13 protein-coding genes and 1 pseudogene are annotated in these 19,549 nt (G+C 52.7%); 10 read left to right on the forward strand and 4 right to left on the reverse strand.

The features are described from left to right. Positions 1-169 precede the first annotated feature (169 nt). The 4 genes from lolA (at position 170) to HA50_RS06685 (ending at position 4,990) form a co-directional block, all read left to right on the forward strand. Positions 170-781, forward strand: coding sequence for an outer membrane lipoprotein periplasmic chaperone LolA (gene lolA, locus HA50_RS06670; protein WP_084873694.1), 612 nt, complete (start codon positions 170-172; stop codon positions 779-781). A 7-nt stretch (positions 782-788) separates the two neighbouring features. After that, entirely contained in the window at positions 789-2,138 is a 1,350-nt protein-coding gene (locus HA50_RS06675) for a replication-associated recombination protein A (protein WP_084873695.1), read from the forward strand. A gap of 93 nt (positions 2,139-2,231) precedes the next feature. Next, positions 2,232-3,524, forward strand: a complete 1,293-nt coding sequence (gene serS / locus HA50_RS06680; protein WP_084873696.1) for a serine--tRNA ligase — start codon at positions 2,232-2,234, stop codon at positions 3,522-3,524. Positions 3,525-3,838: 314 nt separating this feature from the next. Then, a complete protein-coding gene (locus HA50_RS06685) occupies positions 3,839-4,990 on the forward strand; it encodes an MFS transporter (protein ID WP_084878383.1) in 1,152 nt (383 codons plus the stop codon). Positions 4,991-5,033: 43 nt separating this feature from the next. Here the strand turns inward: HA50_RS06685 and pflA are convergent, their stop codons facing one another. The 4 genes from pflA to ycaO all read right to left on the reverse strand — a co-directional run bounded on the left by pflA (position 5,034) and on the right by ycaO (position 11,261). Continuing rightward, the gene (gene pflA, locus HA50_RS06690) at positions 5,034-5,774 is read right to left on the reverse strand and encodes a pyruvate formate lyase 1-activating protein (RefSeq protein WP_084873697.1); all 741 of its coding nucleotides are present in this window, start codon (positions 5,772-5,774) and stop codon (positions 5,034-5,036) included. A 154-nt stretch (positions 5,775-5,928) separates the two neighbouring features. Next, positions 5,929-8,214 (reverse strand): formate C-acetyltransferase, encoded by a 2,286-nt coding sequence (gene pflB / locus HA50_RS06695; RefSeq protein WP_084873698.1) that lies wholly within the window; start codon positions 8,212-8,214, stop codon positions 5,929-5,931. Positions 8,215-8,283: 69 nt separating this feature from the next. Next, on the reverse strand, positions 8,284-9,144 hold the full coding sequence (focA, locus tag HA50_RS06700) for a formate transporter FocA (RefSeq protein ID WP_084873699.1): 861 nt from the start codon (positions 9,142-9,144) through the stop codon (positions 8,284-8,286). A 353-nt stretch (positions 9,145-9,497) separates the two neighbouring features. Continuing rightward, positions 9,498-11,261, reverse strand: a complete 1,764-nt coding sequence (gene ycaO / locus HA50_RS06705; RefSeq protein WP_084873700.1) for a 30S ribosomal protein S12 methylthiotransferase accessory factor YcaO — start codon at positions 11,259-11,261, stop codon at positions 9,498-9,500. 293 nt (positions 11,262-11,554) lie between these two features. Here ycaO and serC point away from each other — a divergent pair, with 293 nt between their 5' ends. The 6 genes and pseudogenes from serC to HA50_RS06735 all read left to right on the forward strand — a co-directional run bounded on the left by serC (position 11,555) and on the right by HA50_RS06735 (position 19,524). Then, entirely contained in the window at positions 11,555-12,640 is a 1,086-nt protein-coding gene (serC, locus tag HA50_RS06710) for a 3-phosphoserine/phosphohydroxythreonine transaminase (protein ID WP_084873701.1), read from the forward strand. Positions 12,641-12,720: 80 nt separating this feature from the next. Next, positions 12,721-14,007, forward strand: coding sequence for a 3-phosphoshikimate 1-carboxyvinyltransferase (gene aroA / locus HA50_RS06715; protein ID WP_084873702.1), 1,287 nt, complete (start codon positions 12,721-12,723; stop codon positions 14,005-14,007). Positions 14,008-14,209: 202 nt separating this feature from the next. Next, entirely contained in the window at positions 14,210-14,890 is a 681-nt protein-coding gene (gene cmk / locus HA50_RS06720; RefSeq protein WP_084873703.1) for a (d)CMP kinase, read from the forward strand. Positions 14,891-15,013: 123 nt separating this feature from the next. Next, positions 15,014-16,686 (forward strand): annotated as a pseudogene (rpsA, locus tag HA50_RS06725) (30S ribosomal protein S1). 86 nt (positions 16,687-16,772) lie between these two features. Further along, a complete protein-coding gene (ihfB, locus tag HA50_RS06730) occupies positions 16,773-17,057 on the forward strand; it encodes an integration host factor subunit beta (RefSeq protein ID WP_003849360.1) in 285 nt (94 codons plus the stop codon). 208 nt (positions 17,058-17,265) lie between these two features. Then, positions 17,266-19,524, forward strand: coding sequence for a DNA internalization-related competence protein ComEC/Rec2 (locus tag HA50_RS06735; RefSeq protein WP_084873704.1), 2,259 nt, complete (start codon positions 17,266-17,268; stop codon positions 19,522-19,524). Positions 19,525-19,549 lie beyond the last annotated feature (25 nt).

The raw sequence follows: 19,549 nt of genomic DNA on the forward strand, positions 1-19,549 counted from the left end.
GCAGTACCACCGTTAATCCCGGGCCAGTATTTACTGGCCCATTGTTTATCTGGCAGTCGATCCCCATATCAACGGGAGTTTTCGGCTTTTTCTCCTGTCGAACAGACAGTGCGGCAACTACGTTTTATGCAGTAAGTGTCGGGAAACAATGAATAAGGAATCGAATCAGATGAAATTACACGTTATTGCCTGTGGTCTGCTGGCCTCTTTTCTTTCTGCTTCCGTGCTGGCGGATGCGTCCAGTGATTTACAGCAGCGTCTGAATAAAGTGAGCAGCTTCCATGCCAGTTTTAGCCAGAAAGTCACCGATGGTAGCGGTGCGAATGTGCAGGATGGCGAAGGTGAGCTGTGGGTTAAGCGGCCCAGCCTGTTTAACTGGCATATGACGGCCCCGGATGAGAGCGTGATCATTTCCGATGGTAAAACGCTGTGGTTCTACAATCCGTTTGTGGAGCAGGTCAGCGCCAGCTGGCTGAAGAATGCCACCAGCAACACACCGTTTATGCTGATTGCCCGCAACCAGCCGAGTGACTGGAAGCAGTACAACATTAAGCAGCAGGGCGATAATTTTGAGCTGACGCCAAAAAGCAGCGACGGTAATCTCAAGCAATTCACCATTACGGTCACGCCGTCAGGCACCATCAATCAGTTCAGCGCGATTGAGCAGGATGGCCAGCGCAGCAGCTATCAGCTGAAAAGCCAGACCAATGGTGCCATCAGCCCGGACAAATTCACCTTTACGCCGCCTAAAGGGGTAACGGTAGACGATCAACGTCAGTGAGGTCACGGTGAGTAACCTTTCCCTGGATTTCTCCTCCAGTAATGAATTTCAGCCACTGGCCGCGCGTATGCGGCCGGTGACGTTGCAGCAATACATCGGTCAGCAACATTTGCTGGCACCCGGTAAACCGCTGCCGCGCGCGATTGAAGCGGGCCATCTGCATTCGATGATTCTGTGGGGGCCACCAGGGACGGGGAAAACGACACTGGCAGAGATTATCGGTCATTACGGCAAAGCCGATGTCGAGCGTATCTCCGCGGTGACCTCCGGGGTGAAAGAGATTCGCGAAGCGATTGAACGTGCCCGACAAAATCGTCAGGTCGGTCGTCGTACCATCCTGTTTGTGGATGAGGTGCATCGCTTTAATAAAAGCCAGCAGGATGCGTTTTTACCGCATATCGAAGATGGCACCATCACCTTTATTGGTGCCACCACGGAAAACCCCTCGTTTGAACTGAACTCGGCGCTGCTGTCGCGTGCGCGTGTCTATCTGCTGAAATCGTTAACCACGGCGGATATTGAGCAGGTTTTGCAGCAGGCAATGCAGGACAAGGAACGTGGCTATGGCAACAGCGACATTTTGTTGCCGGATAATACCCGGCGCATGATTGCCGAGCTGGTGAATGGTGATGCGCGTCGGGCGCTGAACACGCTGGAAATGATGTCTGATATGGCGGAGATCAATGCTCAGGGCCAGCGCGAGCTGACGCCACAGCTACTTAATGAGGTCTCGGGTGAGCGGGCGGCGCGCTTTGATAATAAAGGTGACCGCTTTTATGATCTGATTTCCGCCTTGCATAAGTCGGTACGGGGTTCCGCGCCGGATGCGGCATTGTATTGGTATGCACGGATAATCACCGCCGGTGGCGATCCGCTGTATGTGGCGCGTCGTCTGCTGGCGATTGCCTCAGAGGATGTCGGCAATGCCGATCCACGTGGGATGCAGGTGGCGATTGCTGCCTGGGATTGTTTTACCCGCGTAGGGCCAGCCGAAGGTGAGCGGGCCATCGCTCAGGCTATTGTGTATCTGGCGAGTGCGCCCAAAAGTAATGCTGTCTATACCGCCTTCAAAGCGGCAATGCATGATGCGCGTGAGTTCCCTGATTATGATGTTCCTGAGCATCTGCGCAACGCACCCACCAAGCTGATGAAAGAGATGGGGCTGGGTAAAGAGTATCGTTACGCCCATGACGAACCGAATGCGTTCGCCGCCGGTGAAGTTTACTTCCCACCGGAAATGGCACAAACACGCTACTATCATCCCACCAACCGCGGGCTTGAAGGGAAAATTGGCGAAAAACTCGCCTGGCTGGCTGAACAGGATCAAAATAGCCCGATAAAACGCTACCGCTCCTAAAGACGTTACGGTAAGGTGAGCAAGGAATTCAATGCATTCCAGAGGGATGCATCCCTTCATTCGTTCAATCAACCTTAATTACACAGGATAAGCATGCTCGATCCCAATCTGCTGCGTAACGAGCCAGACGCAGTCGCAGAAAAACTGGCACGCCGGGGATTTAAACTGGATTTGGAAACGCTGCGCTCCCATGAAGAGCGTCGTAAAGTATTGCAGGTCGAAACTGAAAATCTGCAGGCTGAGCGTAACTCCCGATCCAAATCCATCGGTCAGGCCAAAGCCCGTGGGGAAGACATCGAGCCGCTGCGTCTGGAAGTGAACGCGCTGGGCGAACGCCTGGATGCCGCTAAAGCAGAACTGGATGCCCTGCAGAACGAAATCCGTGATTTTGCGCTGGCACTGCCAAACCTGCCGGCAGACGAAGTCCCGCTGGGTAAAGATGACACCGAAAACCTCGAAGTTGCGCGCTGGGGTGAACCACGCCAGTTTGATTTCCAGGTCAAAGATCACGTGGAGCTGGGTGAGCAGGCGAAAGGATTAGATTTCGCGTCGGCGGTGAAACTGACCGGTTCACGTTTTGTGGTCATGCAGGGTCAGATTGCCCGTCTGCATCGCGCCCTGAGCCAGTTTATGCTTGATTTGCATACCCAGCAGCACGGTTACCTTGAGACTTATGTCCCTTATCTGGTGAACCATGACACGCTGTATGGTACCGGCCAGCTGCCGAAGTTTGGTGAAGACCTGTTCCATACCAAACCGCTGGATGAAGAAGCGGGCAGCAGCAACTACGCGCTGATCCCAACGGCGGAAGTGCCGCTGACCAACCTGGTCCGCGACGAAATCGTCGAAGAAGAAAGCCTGCCGCTGAAACTGACTGCGCATACGCCGTGTTTCCGCTCCGAAGCGGGTTCTTATGGTCGCGATACGCGTGGTTTGATCCGTATGCACCAGTTCGACAAAGTGGAGATGGTGCAGATTGTGGCACCGGAGACCTCCATGCAGGCGCTGGAAGAACTGGTCGGCCATGCCGAGAAAGTGCTGCAACTGCTGAATCTGCCATACCGTAAAGTGCTGCTGTGCACCGGTGATATGGGCTTTGGTTCCACCAAAACCTATGACCTCGAAGTGTGGTTACCGGCGCAGAATACCTACCGTGAGATCTCCTCCTGCTCCAATATGTGGGATTTCCAGGCGCGTCGTATGCAGGCACGTTGCCGCAGTAAGACAGAGAAGAAACCGCGCCTGGTCCATACCCTGAACGGTTCTGGCCTGGCGGTGGGTCGTACGCTGGTCGCGGTGCTGGAAAACTACCAGCAGGCGGATGGTCGTATTGAAGTGCCTGAAGTTCTGCGTCCTTATATGGGCGGCGTTGAATTTATTGGTTAATCTTCCGCTGCTTTTAAAAACCCGGCTATGCCGGGTTTTTTTATTTCTGAAGTACAAAGCGATTTAATCTTTGCCACGGATTAATCAGAAATAAACGTTATCGATACTATCCCGCCTCTGTTGCCTAAAAATATGCAAATTCATAGAGATAGCCAAACGGCTGAGAATGTTCTTTCGTACTCTAACTAACTGAAGATAAAAAAATTAAATTGTTCAGCAGCAAAATGTGCGGCGGCTTTTTTTTGCACATTGACTTTAAAATAGCGAATGGCAAACTGCGCGCAATTCTCTCCAATTCTTTGGTTTTTATCCCTATGTCAACCTGGTCGCGCCCCGTCCTGCTGCTGCTTTGCGGTTTGCTGCTTCTGACGGTGTCTATTGCTGTGCTTAATACGCTGGTGCCGTTATGGCTGACGCATGATCAACTGCCGACCTGGCAGGTGGGGATGGTCAGTTCATCGTATTATACCGGTAACCTGGCGGGCACTCTGCTCGCCGGCTGGTTGATCACGCATTACGGTTTTAACCGTTGTTACTACCTGGCGACGGTGCTGTTTGCCGTTGCGACGGTAGGGATGGTAATGCTGGATGGTTTCTACAGCTGGACTTTGCTGCGTTTTGTCGCCGGTGTTGGCTGTGCGCTGATGTGGGTGGTGGTTGAAAGCGCCTTGCTGTGCAGCGGCACGGTGCGCAATCGCGGCCAGCTGCTGGCTGCGTATATGATCATTTATTATCTTGGCACCGTGGCTGGACAGCTGCTGGTCAGCCGGGTATCGACCGAACTGCTGCATGTCATTCCGTGGGTCACGGCGCTGGTGTTGTGTGCGGTGCTGCCAGTGGTATTTGTCCGCGTCAATGCCGGTGCTGCCAGCGAAGACGCTTCACCGGGTCGCATCTGGCCAATGTTGCGTCGCCGCAGCTCCCGCCTTGGCATTAACGGCTGCATTATTTCCGGTATTGTATTGGGTTCACTTTATGGCCTGATGCCGCTGTATCTTGCCCATCAGGGCATGAGCGATGCGACCGTCGGTTACTGGATGGCGCTGCTGGTGAGTTCTGGCATTGTGGGGCAGTGGCCGGTTGGCCGTCTGGCCGATCGTTTTGGTCGTCTGCTGGTGCTGCGTGTTCAGGTGTTTGTGGTGGTTCTGGGCGCGATTGCCATGCTGAGCGATGCCGCCATGGCTCCGGCGTTGTTCGTGTTGGGTCTGGCTGGATTTACGCTGTATCCGGTGGCGATGTCCTGGGCGTGTGAATCTGTCCCGCATCATGAACTGGTGGCAATGAACCAGGCGCTGCTATTCAGCTACACCATTGGCAGCCTGGTGGGGCCGGGCATGACGGCGATGCTGATGCAAAGTTACTCTGACCGTCTGCTGTTTGTGATGATTGCGGTGGTCGCGCTGGTTTATCTGGTGATGCTGCTGCGTAAGGCGGATCATCATGCCACGCCGGTGGCCCACGCCTAAAGCATACGTTGTGGCGGCGCGATATTTACCGCGCCGCTATGACTTAATACATCACCTGGTGCCCATAACCGGTGAGAATATTCTTCACCCGTTCCATGGTCTCTTTGGTGGGCGGTTTTACCCCTTCCAGTTTGTACTCTTCACCCATGGCGATCCATTTATGCTTACCTAATTCGTGGTAAGGCAACAGTTCGATCTTTTCAATGTTATCCATGTCTTTGGTAAATTCCCCCAGCCGATGGACTGAATCGTCATCATCCGAATAGCCGGGAACCACCACAAAACGAATCCAGGTGCGGATACCTTTCTTCTGCAAATAGTGGGCAAAATCCAGCGTACGGTGGTTGGAAACGCCGACCAGAATCTGATGAATATCGTCATTGATTTGTTTCAGGTCGAGCATCACCAGATCGGTCACTTCGAGTAACTCGTCGATGACCGGATCGTAGCGACGCACAAAACCATTGGTATCCAGACAGGTATTTATTCCCTCGGCCCGACAGGCGCGGAACCAGTCACGCACGAACTCTGCCTGCAGGATAGCCTCACCACCGGATGCCGTGACACCGCCGCCAGAGGCGTTCATAAAGTGCCGGTACGCCAGCACATCTTTCATCAACTCCTCAACCGTGACCTCTTTACCGCCGTGGGTATCCCAGGTATCACGATTGTGGCAGTAGAGGCAGCGCATCAGGCAGCCCTGGAAGAAGGTAATAAAGCGGATGCCTGGGCCGTCAACAGTGCCGCAGGATTCGAAGGAGTGGATACGACCGATGGCTGACATTGCGATGAGTTCTCCGGTTAGCCTGAAATCAGGCGGCACAATCTTTGTTGTGCTCTGAGGTTTAAGTCGGTTTTGCCAGCGAGCCTGGATAAGCCTGCTGGCAAAACGACCTGGAGAAAAGGCTCCCGCAGGAGCCTTTTATTACCGGGATGAATTACAGGGACTTGGTGAAAGTACGGGTAATCACATCCTGTTGCTGCTCTTTAGTCAGCGAGTTAAAACGTACTGCGTAACCTGAAACACGGATGGTCAGCTGCGGATATTTCTCCGGATGATCCATCGCATCCAGCAACATTTCGCGGTTCATCACGTTAACGTTCAGGTGCTGGCCGCCCTCAATGGTGTTGGCTTCATGGTGGAAGTAACCATCCATCAGGCCAGCAAGGTTAGCTTTACGTACGTTGTCGTCTTTGCCCAGCGCATTCGGCACGATGGAGAAGGTATAAGAGATACCATCTTTGGCGTAGGCGAACGGCAGTTTCGCGACGGAAGTCAGTGAAGCCACAGCACCTTTCTGGTCACGTCCGTGCATCGGGTTAGCACCCGGTCCGAACGGTGCACCGGCACGACGACCATCCGGGGTATTACCGGTTTTCTTACCATAAACCACGTTAGAGGTAATGGTCAGCACAGACTGAGTCGGTACGGCGTTGCGATAGGTTGCCAGTTTCTGAATTTTTTTCATGAAACGTTCAACCAGGTCACAGGCCATGTCATCGACGCGGGCATCGTTGTTACCGAACTGCGGATACTCACCTTCGATTTCGAAATCAACCGCCAGGCCGTCAGCATCACGCACCGGTTTCACTTTGGCGTATTTGATGGCAGACAGGGAGTCAGCTGCCACAGACAGGCCAGCGATACCACATGCCATAGTACGGTAAACATCGCGGTCATGCAGTGCCATCAGTGAAGCTTCGTAGCTGTATTTGTCGTGCATGAAATGGATGATGTTCAGGGCGGTGACATACTGTTTTGCCAGCCAGTCCATGAAGTGATCCATGCGCGCCATGACGGTATCGAATTCCAGCACGTCATCAGTGATTGGCGCTTCTTTCGGACCAACCTGCATTTTCAGTTTTTCATCAACGCCGCCGTTGATTGCGTACAGCAGGGTTTTTGCCAGGTTAGCACGGGCACCGAAGAACTGCATTTGTTTACCGATAACCATCGGACTAACACAACAGGCGATGGCGTAGTCATCGTTGTTGAAGTCAGGACGCATCAGGTCATCGTTTTCATACTGCAGTGATGAGGTATCGATGGAAACTTTGGCCGCGTATTTTTTAAAGTTAATCGGCAGTTTTTCTGACCACAGAATGGTCATGTTGGGTTCCGGTGACGGGCCCATGGTGTAAAGGGTATTCAGGAAACGGAAGGTGCTTTTGGTCACCAGGGTACGACCATCAACGCCCATACCGGCCAGAGACTCGGTTGCCCAGATCGGGTCACCAGAGAACAGTTCATCGTATTCCGGAGTACGCAGGAAACGCACCATACGCAGTTTCATGACCAGATGGTCAATCAGTTCCTGAGCTTCGTCTTCGGTCAGTTTGCCAGCTTTGATGTCACGTTCAATGTACACATCAAGGAAGGTAGACACACGGCCAAACGACATGGCGGCACCGTTCTGTGATTTCACCGCTGCCAGGTAGCCAAAGTAGGTCCACTGTACGGCTTCCTGCGCATTAGTGGCAGGCACAGAGATGTCGCAACCGTATTTCGCTGCCATCTCTTTAATCTGGCCCAGCGCACGATGCTGTTCAGAAATCTCCTCACGCAGACGGATAGTGGCTTCCAGATTGACGCCATTTTCCATATCGCTTTGCAGAGAGTTGAACTGTGCAACTTTGTCTTTCATCAGATAGTCGATGCCGTAAAGTGCGACACGACGATAGTCACCAATGATACGACCACGGCCATAGGCATCAGGCAGACCGGTCAGAACACCAGATTTACGGCAGCGCAGAATGTCCGGGGTATAGACATCAAACACGCCCTGGTTATGAGTTTTGCGGTAATCAGTGAAGATTTTTTTCAGTGATGGATCCAGTTCGCGGCCGTAAACCTTACAGGAACCTTCCACCATTTTGATGCCGCCAAACGGGATGATGGCACGTTTCAGCGGTGCTTCAGTTTGCAGACCAACGATTTTTTCCAGTGACTTGTTGATGTAACCGGCATCGTGCGCAGTGATGGTTGAAGCGAGGTCGGTATCAAAGTCGACAGGAGCGTGAGTGCGGTTTTCGATTTTGATGCCTTCCAGCACGTTATCCCACAGTTTAGTGGTTGCCGGAGTTGCACCTGCGAGGAATGACTCGTCGCCTTCATAGGGGGTGTAGTTTTTCTGGATGAAGTCGCGTACGTTGACATTGTTCTGCCATTCACCCGCGCTAAATCCTTCCCAGGCTGACGCCATTTTTTCATTCAGTTCGGTCATGATATACCTGCCTTATTTAGGGAGACTTTGACGTTCAGCGCGCAATGCGCGCCCGTACTAATTTCTTGCTTAATGCACCGGGTCATCACCACGCAGATAGATAACCCAGTAGGTCAAACCGACTAACAACCCACCACCAATGATGTTGCCTATGGTTACAGGAATAAGGTTGTCGACAATAAAGTTACCGACACTGAGCGCCGGAAATTGTGATGCACTGGCGCCCGTCATCTGCCAGAACTCAGGGCTGGCGAAATCACGGATGACGATAGCCATCGGAATTAAAAACATGTTAGCGATACTGTGCTCAAAGCCGCTGGCAACGAACATGGCTACCGGCAAAATCATCGCCACCATTTTGTCCAGCAGGCTGCGGCCGGAATAGCTCATCCACACGGCCAGGCAGACCATCAGGTTGGCGAGGGTGCCAAGGCTGACTGCTTCAATAAAGGTATGGTGCATTTTATGGTCAGCGGTTTGCAGCACATTCAGACCCCAGGCACCGTTAGCGACCATGTGCTCGCCAGAGAGCCAGATAAGAATCACAAAAAATATCGCGCCAAGCAGGTTACCGACATACACATTCAGCCAGTTGCGGGCCAGCTGGCCCCAGGTGATACGACCACTGGCTTTTGCTACCACAATCAGCACGGTTGAGGTGAAGAGGTCCGCACCACAAACCACCACCAGCATCAATCCCAGAGAGAAGCAGATACCGCCAATCAGTTTTGCCATGCCATAAGGCATAGCACTACTGCCGGTGGTGGCGGTGATATAGAACACAAAAGCGATAGAAATGAATACGCCAGCGGTAATGGCAAGAAAGAAGGTGGTTAGGGGGTGTTTTGTTGCTTTGTAGACCCCGGCATCTTCAGCAACCTTTGCCATCGCAGCCGGTAATAATGAATTAAACGGGTTGTCAGTTTTCACACTAACGCTCTCCAGGAATTATCTGGGATTAATACTACCAAAGGAGTATAGGTCAGGAATTGATGTGGATCATATTTGCCTGGAGACCAGGCAGCCTTAAGTGATTTTTAACGAAGAAAATTAAGGTAACTTATTGAATTTGTTTATTTAAATATTTTTTAAAATATACAACTATTGTTGAAGGTGACATCTGGAATGATACGAAATTGTTATCGCTGAGCCTTCGCAGGGCTACAAAGATGTGACTCAGTGATGGCGAGAAATTAACCGTTGTCGATGATTATAAAAAAGGCACTGATTTCATTCAGTGCCTTTTTATCCACTAGCCGATGTTTATTGCAAAATAATGATATTTATTTTGCCGACCAGTAACGACGCTTGGCGGCCTGCAATTTTTCATAAGCAGCAAGCAGCGATTGATGCGCCGGGAAGGCTTTCAAATCCAGGTCGACTGCCTGCAGACCATAGAAAGGTGCCTCACCGCTGATGGCAGCAGAAGCAGCATCGACGGCAGCTTCGCCATACATACGAATGAATGCACGGTGGTACTGCACAGGATCGCGTTCATCTTCCATCGCCAGCAGCAGCAGGGTTTGCAGGCAGCGGTAGTAGTTAGCACGCTCTGCGCTGAAGATGGACTGGTTGAATTCCATCGTCCATTCCGTCCAGATCAGCGCCTGATCCAGGTCACCACCGGCCAGTGCCAGCATGGCTTTCAGTTCGCCAATACGCAGCGTATACCAGCCGTTATCTTTGCCGGTCGCCAGACCCAGCAGTTCGCGCACACGGGTGAAGTCATCATGGCCTTCATCATCCAACTGGGTGATCAGCTCCAGATAGGCTTCAGGTTCCCACTGGCTTTCCGGCAGTGCCAGCAGCGTTTCACGCAGCGGAGCGCCCATGCTGTTGTTGGCCAGCAGCAGGTCTTCAGCCGGATAGATATCCGACATGCCTGGTACGATGATGCGGCAGGCGTAGACGCTCAGATGTTCGTAGTCCGCGATGTACACTTCTTTATCTTCAGCGCGGAAAATTGCCATCAGGGTGTCAAATTCTTCCTGCGTGGTACCGGCGAAGCTCCAGTCAACAAACGGATAATCCGCATCGTCTTTGAACATATCCCAGGAGATCAGGCCACTTGAATCGATAAAGTGGGTTTCCAGGTTGGCATGTTCTGCCACTTCTTCGTCATCAAAGGTCGGCGGCGTGAAGACGTCAAGATCCTTCAGGCTGCGGCCCTGCAACAGTTCGGTAACGGTACGCTCCAGCGCGACACCAAAATCAGGATGTGCACCAAAAGAAGCGAAACAGGTGCCATTCTCCGGGTTGAACAGCACGACACAAATCACCGGATAGTTACCGCCGAGTGACGCATCATAGGCGAAGATCGGGAAGCCTTCTGCTTCCAGGCGCGCGATGGCCTCGATCACACCAGGATAACGCTGCATCACGGCGTCAGGAATTTCCGGCAGGCTGATGGACTCAGCAATGATGCGGTTTTTGATATGGCGTTCAAAAACCTCTGACAAACCCTGCACGCGGGCTTCGTTTGCGGTATTACCCGCTGACATGCCGTTCGAAACATACAGGTTGCCGATAATATTCATCGGAATATAGACCGTTTGCTGATCCGACTGACGGGTAAAGGGCAGGCCACAAATACCCCGTTCCACATTACCGGATTGCAGATCGATCAGTTCGCTGGCGCTCAGGCTATCGTCAGGATCATAGAATTTGCGCAGACGGGCGTCGAGAATACCTTCTGGCAGGCTATCGTCATCTGGCAGCGCGAACCACTTCTCGTTGGGGTAGTGAACAAATTCGCCGTTGGCGATGGATTCACCCAGCCAGAAGTCAGCAAAAAAGTAGTTGGTTGAGAGGCGCTCGAAGTATTCGCCCAGCGCGGAAGCCAGCGCTGCCTTTTTACTGGCACCTTTACCGTTGGTAAAGCACAGCGGGCAGTCACGATCGCGAATATGTACTGACCATACATGCGGAACCGGGTTCAGCCACGAAGCTTCTTCGATGTTGAATCCTAAATCCTGCAATTTGTGCTGGAAGCGTGAAATGGAGTCTTCCAGTGCGGCGTCTTTACCTGGAATAAAAGTTTGCGTCATGATGGCGCTCTCTAAGTCAATGAGGTGGGCGTAAAGCGCGCAATAGTACGGGTTTTGCGCGGCCAGCGCTATACCCGCATATTACAGGCTTCAGGTGTGCTGGCTGTCATCCGATTTTACTTCGCCGATAAACCTCACAATATTCCATTGCGGATTGCATTTATGACATAAGCTGTCGCCGGGCTGGCTCTGGAAATGTGATCGCGGATGGATTAGTGATTGCAGCCACCCGGAGGCAATGATAAAACCGGTAGGGTATTCATAACCGTTCGATATGACAGTGGTGAGGGGAAATGACGCAGGTTTACAATTTTAGCTCCGGTCCAGCGATGCTGCCGGTTGAAGTGCTCCGTCGTGCAGAACAAGAACTGACAAACTGGCACGGGTTAGGCACCTCGGTGATGGAAATCAGTCACCGTAGTAAAGAGTTTATTCAGGTAGCGGAAGAGGCTGAGAAGGACTTTCGCGATCTGCTGAAAATCCCCGCCAACTACAAAGTTTTATTCTGTCATGGCGGCGCGCGTGCACAGTTTGCTGCCATCCCCGGCAACCTGCTTGGTGCAGCGAAAAGCGCAGATTACATCGATGGCGGTTACTGGGCGCACAGCGCCATCAAAGAGGCTGAGAAATTCTGCTCGCCGAATACCATCGATGTAAAAACCACCCGCGACGGCAAACGTGCCATTCTGCCAATGCGTGAATGGCAGTTGAGCGATGATGCGGCTTATGTCCACTTCTGCCCGAACGAAACCATTGACGGTATCGCGATTGATGAACAGCCGGACTTTGGTGACAAAGTTGTCGTGGCTGACTACTCGTCAACCATCCTGTCTCGTCCGATTGATGTCAGCCGTTATGGTGTGATTTATGCTGGTGCACAGAAAAATATCGGCCCGGCTGGCCTGACTCTGGTTATCGTGCGTGAAGATTTGCTGGGTAAAGCGCACAGCTATGTGCCTTCCATCCTGGATTACAAGGTGCTGGCTGAAAACGATTCCATGTTTAACACCCCACCAACCTTCGCGTGGTATCTCTCCGGCCTGGTGTTCAAATGGCTGAAAGAGAAGGGTGGCGTTGCAGAAATGGACAAGCTGAACCAGGCGAAAGCGGACCTGCTTTACGGCGTGATCGATAACAGCAACTTCTATCGTAACGACGTTGCCGCTGAAAACCGTTCACGTATGAACGTACCTTTCCAGCTGGCGGATGCGGCGCTGGACAAAGTGTTTCTGGAAGAGTCACTGAAAGCGGGCCTGCATGCGCTGAAAGGCCACCGCGTGGTTGGCGGTATGCGTGCCTCCATCTACAATGCGATGCCGCTGGAAGGTGTTAAAGTTCTGACTGACTTTATGGTCGATTTTGAACGTCGCCACGGCTGATGATTTATTAGTACCAGTCTGACTGGTTTCAGGCCCCGTTTTCGGACGGGGTCTCGTCTTTTCTGGAGATTTGGTTTCACATGCAGGACTCCCTGACTTTACAACCGATTGCCCGCGTTGATGGCACGGTAAACTTACCGGGTTCAAAAAGCGTTTCTAACCGCGCACTGCTGCTGGCTGCGCTGGCTAAAGGCACCACGCGCCTCACCAACCTGCTGGATAGCGATGACGTGAAGCATATGCTTAACGCGCTGAAAGCGCTGGGTGTGAGCTACACACTGTCTGCGGACCGCACGGTCTGCATCGTGACCGGCAACGCTGGCCCTTTGCATTCAGACCAACCGCTGGAGCTGTTTCTCGGCAACGCAGGTACGGCCATGCGTCCTCTGGCGGCGGCATTGTGCCTGGGTCAGCAATCCATTGTGCTGACCGGTGAACCGCGTATGAAGGAACGTCCGATTGGACATCTGGTTGATGCACTGCGTCAGGGCGGAGCGAAAATTGATTATCTGGAGCAGACGGACTATCCACCTTTGCGCCTTAATGGTGGTTTCAATGGCGGTGACGTCAGTGTCGATGGCAGCGTTTCCAGCCAGTTCCTGACGGCGTTATTGATGACTGCTCCGCTGGCCCAGCAGGACACCACCATCACCATCAAAGGTGAACTGGTATCGAAGCCGTATATCGACATTACCTTGCATCTGATGCGTTGCTTCGGTGTTGAAGTTGATAACCAGAATTACCAGCGCTTTGTCGTCAAAGGTCAGCAGCAGTATCAGTCACCGGGTGATTACCTGGTGGAAGGTGATGCATCATCCGCGTCTTATTTCCTGGCGGCAGCCGCGATTAAAGGCGGCACTGTGCGTGTCACCGGCATTGGTCGTAATAGCGTGCAGGGCGATATTCGCTTTGCGGATGTGCTGGAGAAAATGGGCGCAGTGGTTGAGTGGGGGGATGATTACATCGCCTGCACGCGTGGTGCATTGAATGCCATCGATATGGATATGAACCATATCCCCGATGCCGCCATGACTATCGCTACCACGGCGTTGTTTGCCCAGGGCACCACCCTGATGCGCAACATCTACAACTGGCGAGTGAAAGAGACGGATCGTCTGGCAGCGATGGCGACTGAATTGCGTAAAGTCGGCGCTGAAGTTGAAGAAGGCCACGATTTTATTCGTATCACGCCGCCGTCTCAGTTGCAGCATGCGGACATCGGGACTTATAACGACCACCGTATGGCGATGTGTTTCTCGCTGGTGGCGCTGTCGGACACGCCAGTGACCATCCTGGATCCGGGATGTACGGCGAAAACCTTCCCCGACTATTTCCAGCAGCTGGCGAAAATTAGTCACGAGGCCTGATGCGGAGTTACCCGGTACATCAGATACCGGGCAACTCTACTTTCAATTGGCCTTAAGTCACCGCAAATTCCTCCGATTCTGTTCAAATTTATAACACTGTCTGCGCTAAGGGGTAACGAACCTGGCGCGGGCAGCGTATAATGCCGCGCAATCCAGACAGCCATGCAGGCTGAAAATACGCATCCAGCAACAGGAGAAGACAATGACGGCAATCGCCTCGGTTATTACCATCGATGGGCCCAGTGGTGCAGGGAAGGGGACCTTGTGCAAAGCGATGGCGGAGTCGTTGCAGTGGCACTTGCTGGATTCTGGCGCTATTTACCGCGTACTGGCATTGGCTGCGCTTCACCACCAGGTGAATATTGAGTCTGAAGAAGCGCTGGTACCGATGGCTGCGCATCTTGATGTGCGCTTTCTCTCCGTTGAGGGTGAGATGCAAGTGATCCTTGAAGGGGAAGATGTCACTGGGGAAATTCGCACTCAGGAAGTGAGCAACACGGCGTCGCGGGTGGCTGCCTTTCCGCGTGTGCGTGAGGCGCTGTTGCGTCGCCAGCGCGCGTTCCGTGAGGAACCCGGATTAATTGCTGATGGTCGCGATATGGGAACCGTCGTCTTCCCGGATGCGCCAGTAAAAATCTTTCTTGATGCGAGTTCAGAAGAGCGTGCTCATCGCCGTATGCTACAGTTGCAGGAGAAGGGCTTTAGTGTTAACTTTGATCGCCTTTTAGCCGAGATAAAGGAACGCGACGACCGCGATCGTAACCGCGCCATCGCCCCTTTAGTGCCTGCAAATGATGCTCTGGTGCTGGATTCAACCAGTATGTCCATTGAGCAAGTGATTGAAAAAGCACTTGATTATGCCCGCAAGAAGTTGGGCATTTAATCTTTTCGGCAACCGAATTGTTATAACCCTGTACCACGGATCCGGTGCCGGGCATGTGAAACAACCCCATCCGACAATGACGTCAGGTGGACGTTAAATTGAAGAATCCTGAAGATTATCAATATGACTGAATCTTTTGCTCAACTCTTTGAAGAGTCCCTGAAAGAAATCGAAACCCGTCCGGGTTCCATCGTTCGTGGCGTCGTTGTTTCTATCGACAAAGACGTAGTCCTGGTTGATGCGGGTCTGAAATCTGAATCTGCAATCCCTGCAGAGCAGTTCAAGAACGCAGCTGGCGAACTGGAAATCCAGGTGGGCGACGAAGTTGACGTTGCTCTGGACGCAGTAGAAGACGGCTTCGGTGAAACCCTGCTGTCCCGTGAAAAAGCTAAACGTCACGAAGCTTGGATCACGCTGGAAAAAGCTTACGAAGACGCTGAAACTGTTACCGGTGTTATCAACGGCAAAGTTAAAGGTGGCTTCACTGTTGAGCTGAATGGTATTCGTGCGTTCCTGCCGGGTTCACTGGTAGACGTACGTCCGGTTCGCGACACTCTGCACCTGGAAGGCAAAGAGCTTGAATTCAAAGTAATCAAGCTTGATCAGAAACGTAACAACGTGGTGGTTTCTCGCCGCGCAGTTATCGAATCTGAAAACAGCGCTGAACGTGATCAGCTGCTGGAAAACCTGCAGGAAGGCATGGAAGTCAAAGGTATCGTTAAGAACCTCACTGACTACGGCGCATTCGTGGACCTGGGCGGCGTTGACGGCCTGCTGCACATCACTGACATGGCCTGGAAACGCGTTAAGCATCCGAGCGAAATCGTCAACGTGGGCGACGAAATCACTGTTAAAGTGCTGAAGTTCGACCGCGAACGTACCCGTGTATCTCTGGGCCTGAAACAGCTGGGCGAAGATCCGTGGGTAGCTATCGCTAAGCGCTATCCGGAAGGCACCAAGCTGACCGGTCGTGTTACCAACCTGACTGATTACGGCTGCTTCGTAGAAATCGAAGAAGGCGTTGAAGGTCTGGTACACGTTTCTGAAATGGACTGGACCAACAAAACATCCACCCGTCTAAAGTTGTTAACGTGGGCGACGTGGTTGAAGTTATGGTTCTGGACATCGACGAAGAGCGTCGTCGTATCTCCCTGGGTCTGAAGCAGTGCAAATCTAACCCATGGCAGCAGTTCGCTGAGACCCACAACAAGGGTGACCGCGTTGAAGGTAAAATCAAGTCAATCACTGACTTCGGTATCTTCATCGGCCTGGACGGCGGCATCGACGGTCTGGTTCACCTGTCTGACATCTCCTGGAACGCGACTGGCGAAGAAGCCGTTCGTGAGTACAAAAAAGGCGACGAAATCGCTGCCGTTGTACTGCAGGTTGATGCAGAGCGTGAGCGCATCTCTCTGGGCGTGAAACAGTTGGCTGAAGATCCGTTCAACAACTACATCACCCTGAACAAGAAAGGCGCTATCGTGACTGGTAAAGTCACTGCAGTTGACGCGAAAGGTGCTACAGTAGAATTAGCTGATGGCGTAGAAGGTTACCTGCGCGCTTCTGAAGCTTCACTGGACCGTATCGAAGACGCAACTCTGGTTCTGAGTGTTGGTGACGACGTTGAAGCTAAATTCACCGGCGTTGACCGTAAGAACCGCGTTGTAAGTCTGTCTGTCCGTGCGAAAGACCAGGCTGATGAGAAAGAAGCTATCAACACTGTTAACACCAAACAGGAAGAAGGCAACTTCTCTAACGCTATGGCTGAAGCGTTCAAAGCGGCTAAAGGCGAGTAATCGACCCGAGGCACCGGGTGGCGTAAGCTGCCCGGTTTCGGTAAAAGCTGTCATACCTTTCCAAACAGGGATTAACCGGAGGTTACATGACCAAGTCAGAACTGATTGAAAGACTTGCTGGCCAGCATACTCATATTCCGGCGAAAGTCGTTGAGGATGCGGTCAAAGAGATGCTCGAGCATATGGCCACAACGTTGGCACAGGGCGAGCGCATTGAAATCCGGGGATTCGGCAGCTTTTCTTTGCACTACCGCGCACCGCGCACCGGACGTAACCCGAAAACGGGTGACAAAGTGGATCTGGAAGGTAAATACGTTCCCCACTTCAAGCCGGGCAAAGAATTGCGTGACCGTGCGAACATTTACGGCTAAGCCGTTACCGAACATTGAAAACGACACCTTCTGGTGTCGTTTTTTTTTGCCTGAACGCCCCCGGCTCCGGCGAGCGGGCTTCAGAAAAGATGTAATACCGCTGCAAACACGACGATTTACCGTAATCTGACGCAGAAATCCCCCATTCATTTCAACAGAAAAACCGCCAGTTCTGGCACTCTGTTTTCTCCTTTCATGGAGAAGAAAGATGCCGACCACATGGATTGTGCTGGCAGGATTAATGATCCCTGCTGCGTTGCCTTTAGTTTTTTTGCCACAACTGCCGGGTAACGGCATCCTGGCGGCGATAGCCGTAGCTGCTTTGTTGCTAAGGTTGCAGCCGTTCACTTCATTGCGTATTGCCGCCCCCTTTTTGCTACTGATGCTGTGGGCGCTGTCCGAAGCACGGCAGATGACTGCCAGTATTGACCTTCTGACCAGGGCGCCGGTAAGCGCGACTGTGCGGGTCACCGATGTACGGGAAGACAACAAACAGCTGAAGATCCAACTGCTGCAAATTGATGGGCGTTATCAGTTTCCCCCGTTATTCGCCACGCTCAACGACAATGGCGAGGAAGAACCGTTCTGCGCAGGACAGCGCTGGCAGATGCAGCTTCGCTTACGTCCTGTGCATGCCCGGCTCAATGAGGGGGAGTTTGATTTACAACGTTTTGCCGTAGCACAACATACGCCGTTGCAGGGATCCATCATCCGGCGTCAGGAAGTGAACAAGACATGTAGCTGGCGATCTCGCCTGATTCAATATCACTTACCTGCATTTGCGCAGATGGAGTCCCCAGCCATTGTTCAGGCTCTGGCATTTGGGATACGCGATGCGATGACCGAAGAACAGCGGCGGCTATTGCGCGAGACGGGAACCGCGCACCTGATGGCTATTTCGGGTATGCATATCGCGCTGGCAGCGAGTGTCGGCTGGATACTTGCACGCATGCTGCAGTTTTTTTTCCCCGCCAGGCGCATTAATTATTTATTTCCTCTGATAGCGAGTGGGTTAACGGCGGCAATTTACTGCTGGGTATCCGGCAGCCATCCTCCTGCGCAACGGGCGATGCTGGCTCTGACGCTTTGGATATTGTTACGCATTGCAGGCTGGCAATTAAGTGGCTGGCAGGTGTGGACATTATGCGTTGGGCTGCTGCTCTTTGTTGATCCTCTCACCGTGTTATCAGAGAGTTTTTGGCTTTCAGCATTGGCGGTGGCGGTATTGCTCATCTGGTATCACTGGTTCGCGTTGCCGGTGGGTCTCCGCACCCGGCGTCGCTGGATAGTGTTGCAGCTGCTGCATTTGCAGTTGGGCATGATGTTATTGATGGCACCACTGCAAATATTTCTGTTTCAGGGCATCAGTCTCAGTGCATTGCTGGCAAATCTGCTGGCGGTGCCAGTCATCTCTTTTATCTCCGTGCCGCTAATCTTACTGGCGATGCTGATTCCTGTTACATCATTGTCCGGCGGCTTATGGTGGCTGGCTGACCAGTCGGTTCATAAGGTGATGCAGGGGCTGGCGTGGCTTCCTCCAGGCTGGCTGGCCTGGGGAGAGGCATTGCCAGCGATGGGTGTGCTATGGGGCGGGATAGTTGCCTGGCGCAGCGGGATTCTTTATCGCGCTCCTGTACAGTGTTGCAGCATCGCGGTTGCTCTATTGATCTGGCGTAGCAATTCACCACGTGATGAATGGCAAATTGACATGATCGATGTGGGCCATGGGCTGGCGGTGGTTATCACCCAGGGGGATGAGGCGGTGCTGTATGACACCGGGCCACGCTGGAACCAGGGCGATGCCGGTAATCGTGTCATACTTCCCTGGTTGCAGCGTAAAAACATAACGCTCCGCGCGGTGGTGTTGAGTCACAAGCATCTGGATCATCGTGGCGGTCTTGACTCTATCGTTGCAGCCAAGCCAGAGACACCGGTGCGCAGCGCGCTGCCGGAGACTCATCATCTCCCTTGCTATCAGGGGGAAGTCTGGCATTGGGGTAAGCTGCGTTTTAACGTGTTATGGCCACCTCGTGGGGCCATCCGGGGAGAAAATAATGATTCCTGTGTGGTGCGCGTTGATGATGGCAAAGTCAGCCTGCTGTTAACCGGGGATATTGAGCTGGAAGCGGAAAGACAATTGGTTGCGCAGCAAAAGCAGGCGCTGGCCTCGACCATCCTGCAAGTGCCCCATCATGGCAGCCGCACATCCTCCAGTGCGTTGCTGTTACGCAATGTCGCAGGCAGGGTAGCGATTGCCTCGGTGGCGCGTTACAACGCCTGGCGAATGCCGGCAAAAACGGTAGTCGATGCTTACCGCCAGAATGGATATCTTTGGTATGACACTGCGCAATCAGGACAGATTAATATCGCGATTAATGCAGGTGATTGGCAGATTAAGGGTTTAAGAGAGCAAATAATGCCCCGCTGGTATCATCAGTGGTTTGGCGTCAAACGTGAATCCAGGTAGAATGAGCGGCTATTTCAAACAGCGT

Source organism: Pantoea cypripedii, from assembly GCF_002095535.1.
Classification (GTDB): domain Bacteria; phylum Pseudomonadota; class Gammaproteobacteria; order Enterobacterales; family Enterobacteriaceae; genus Pantoea; species Pantoea cypripedii.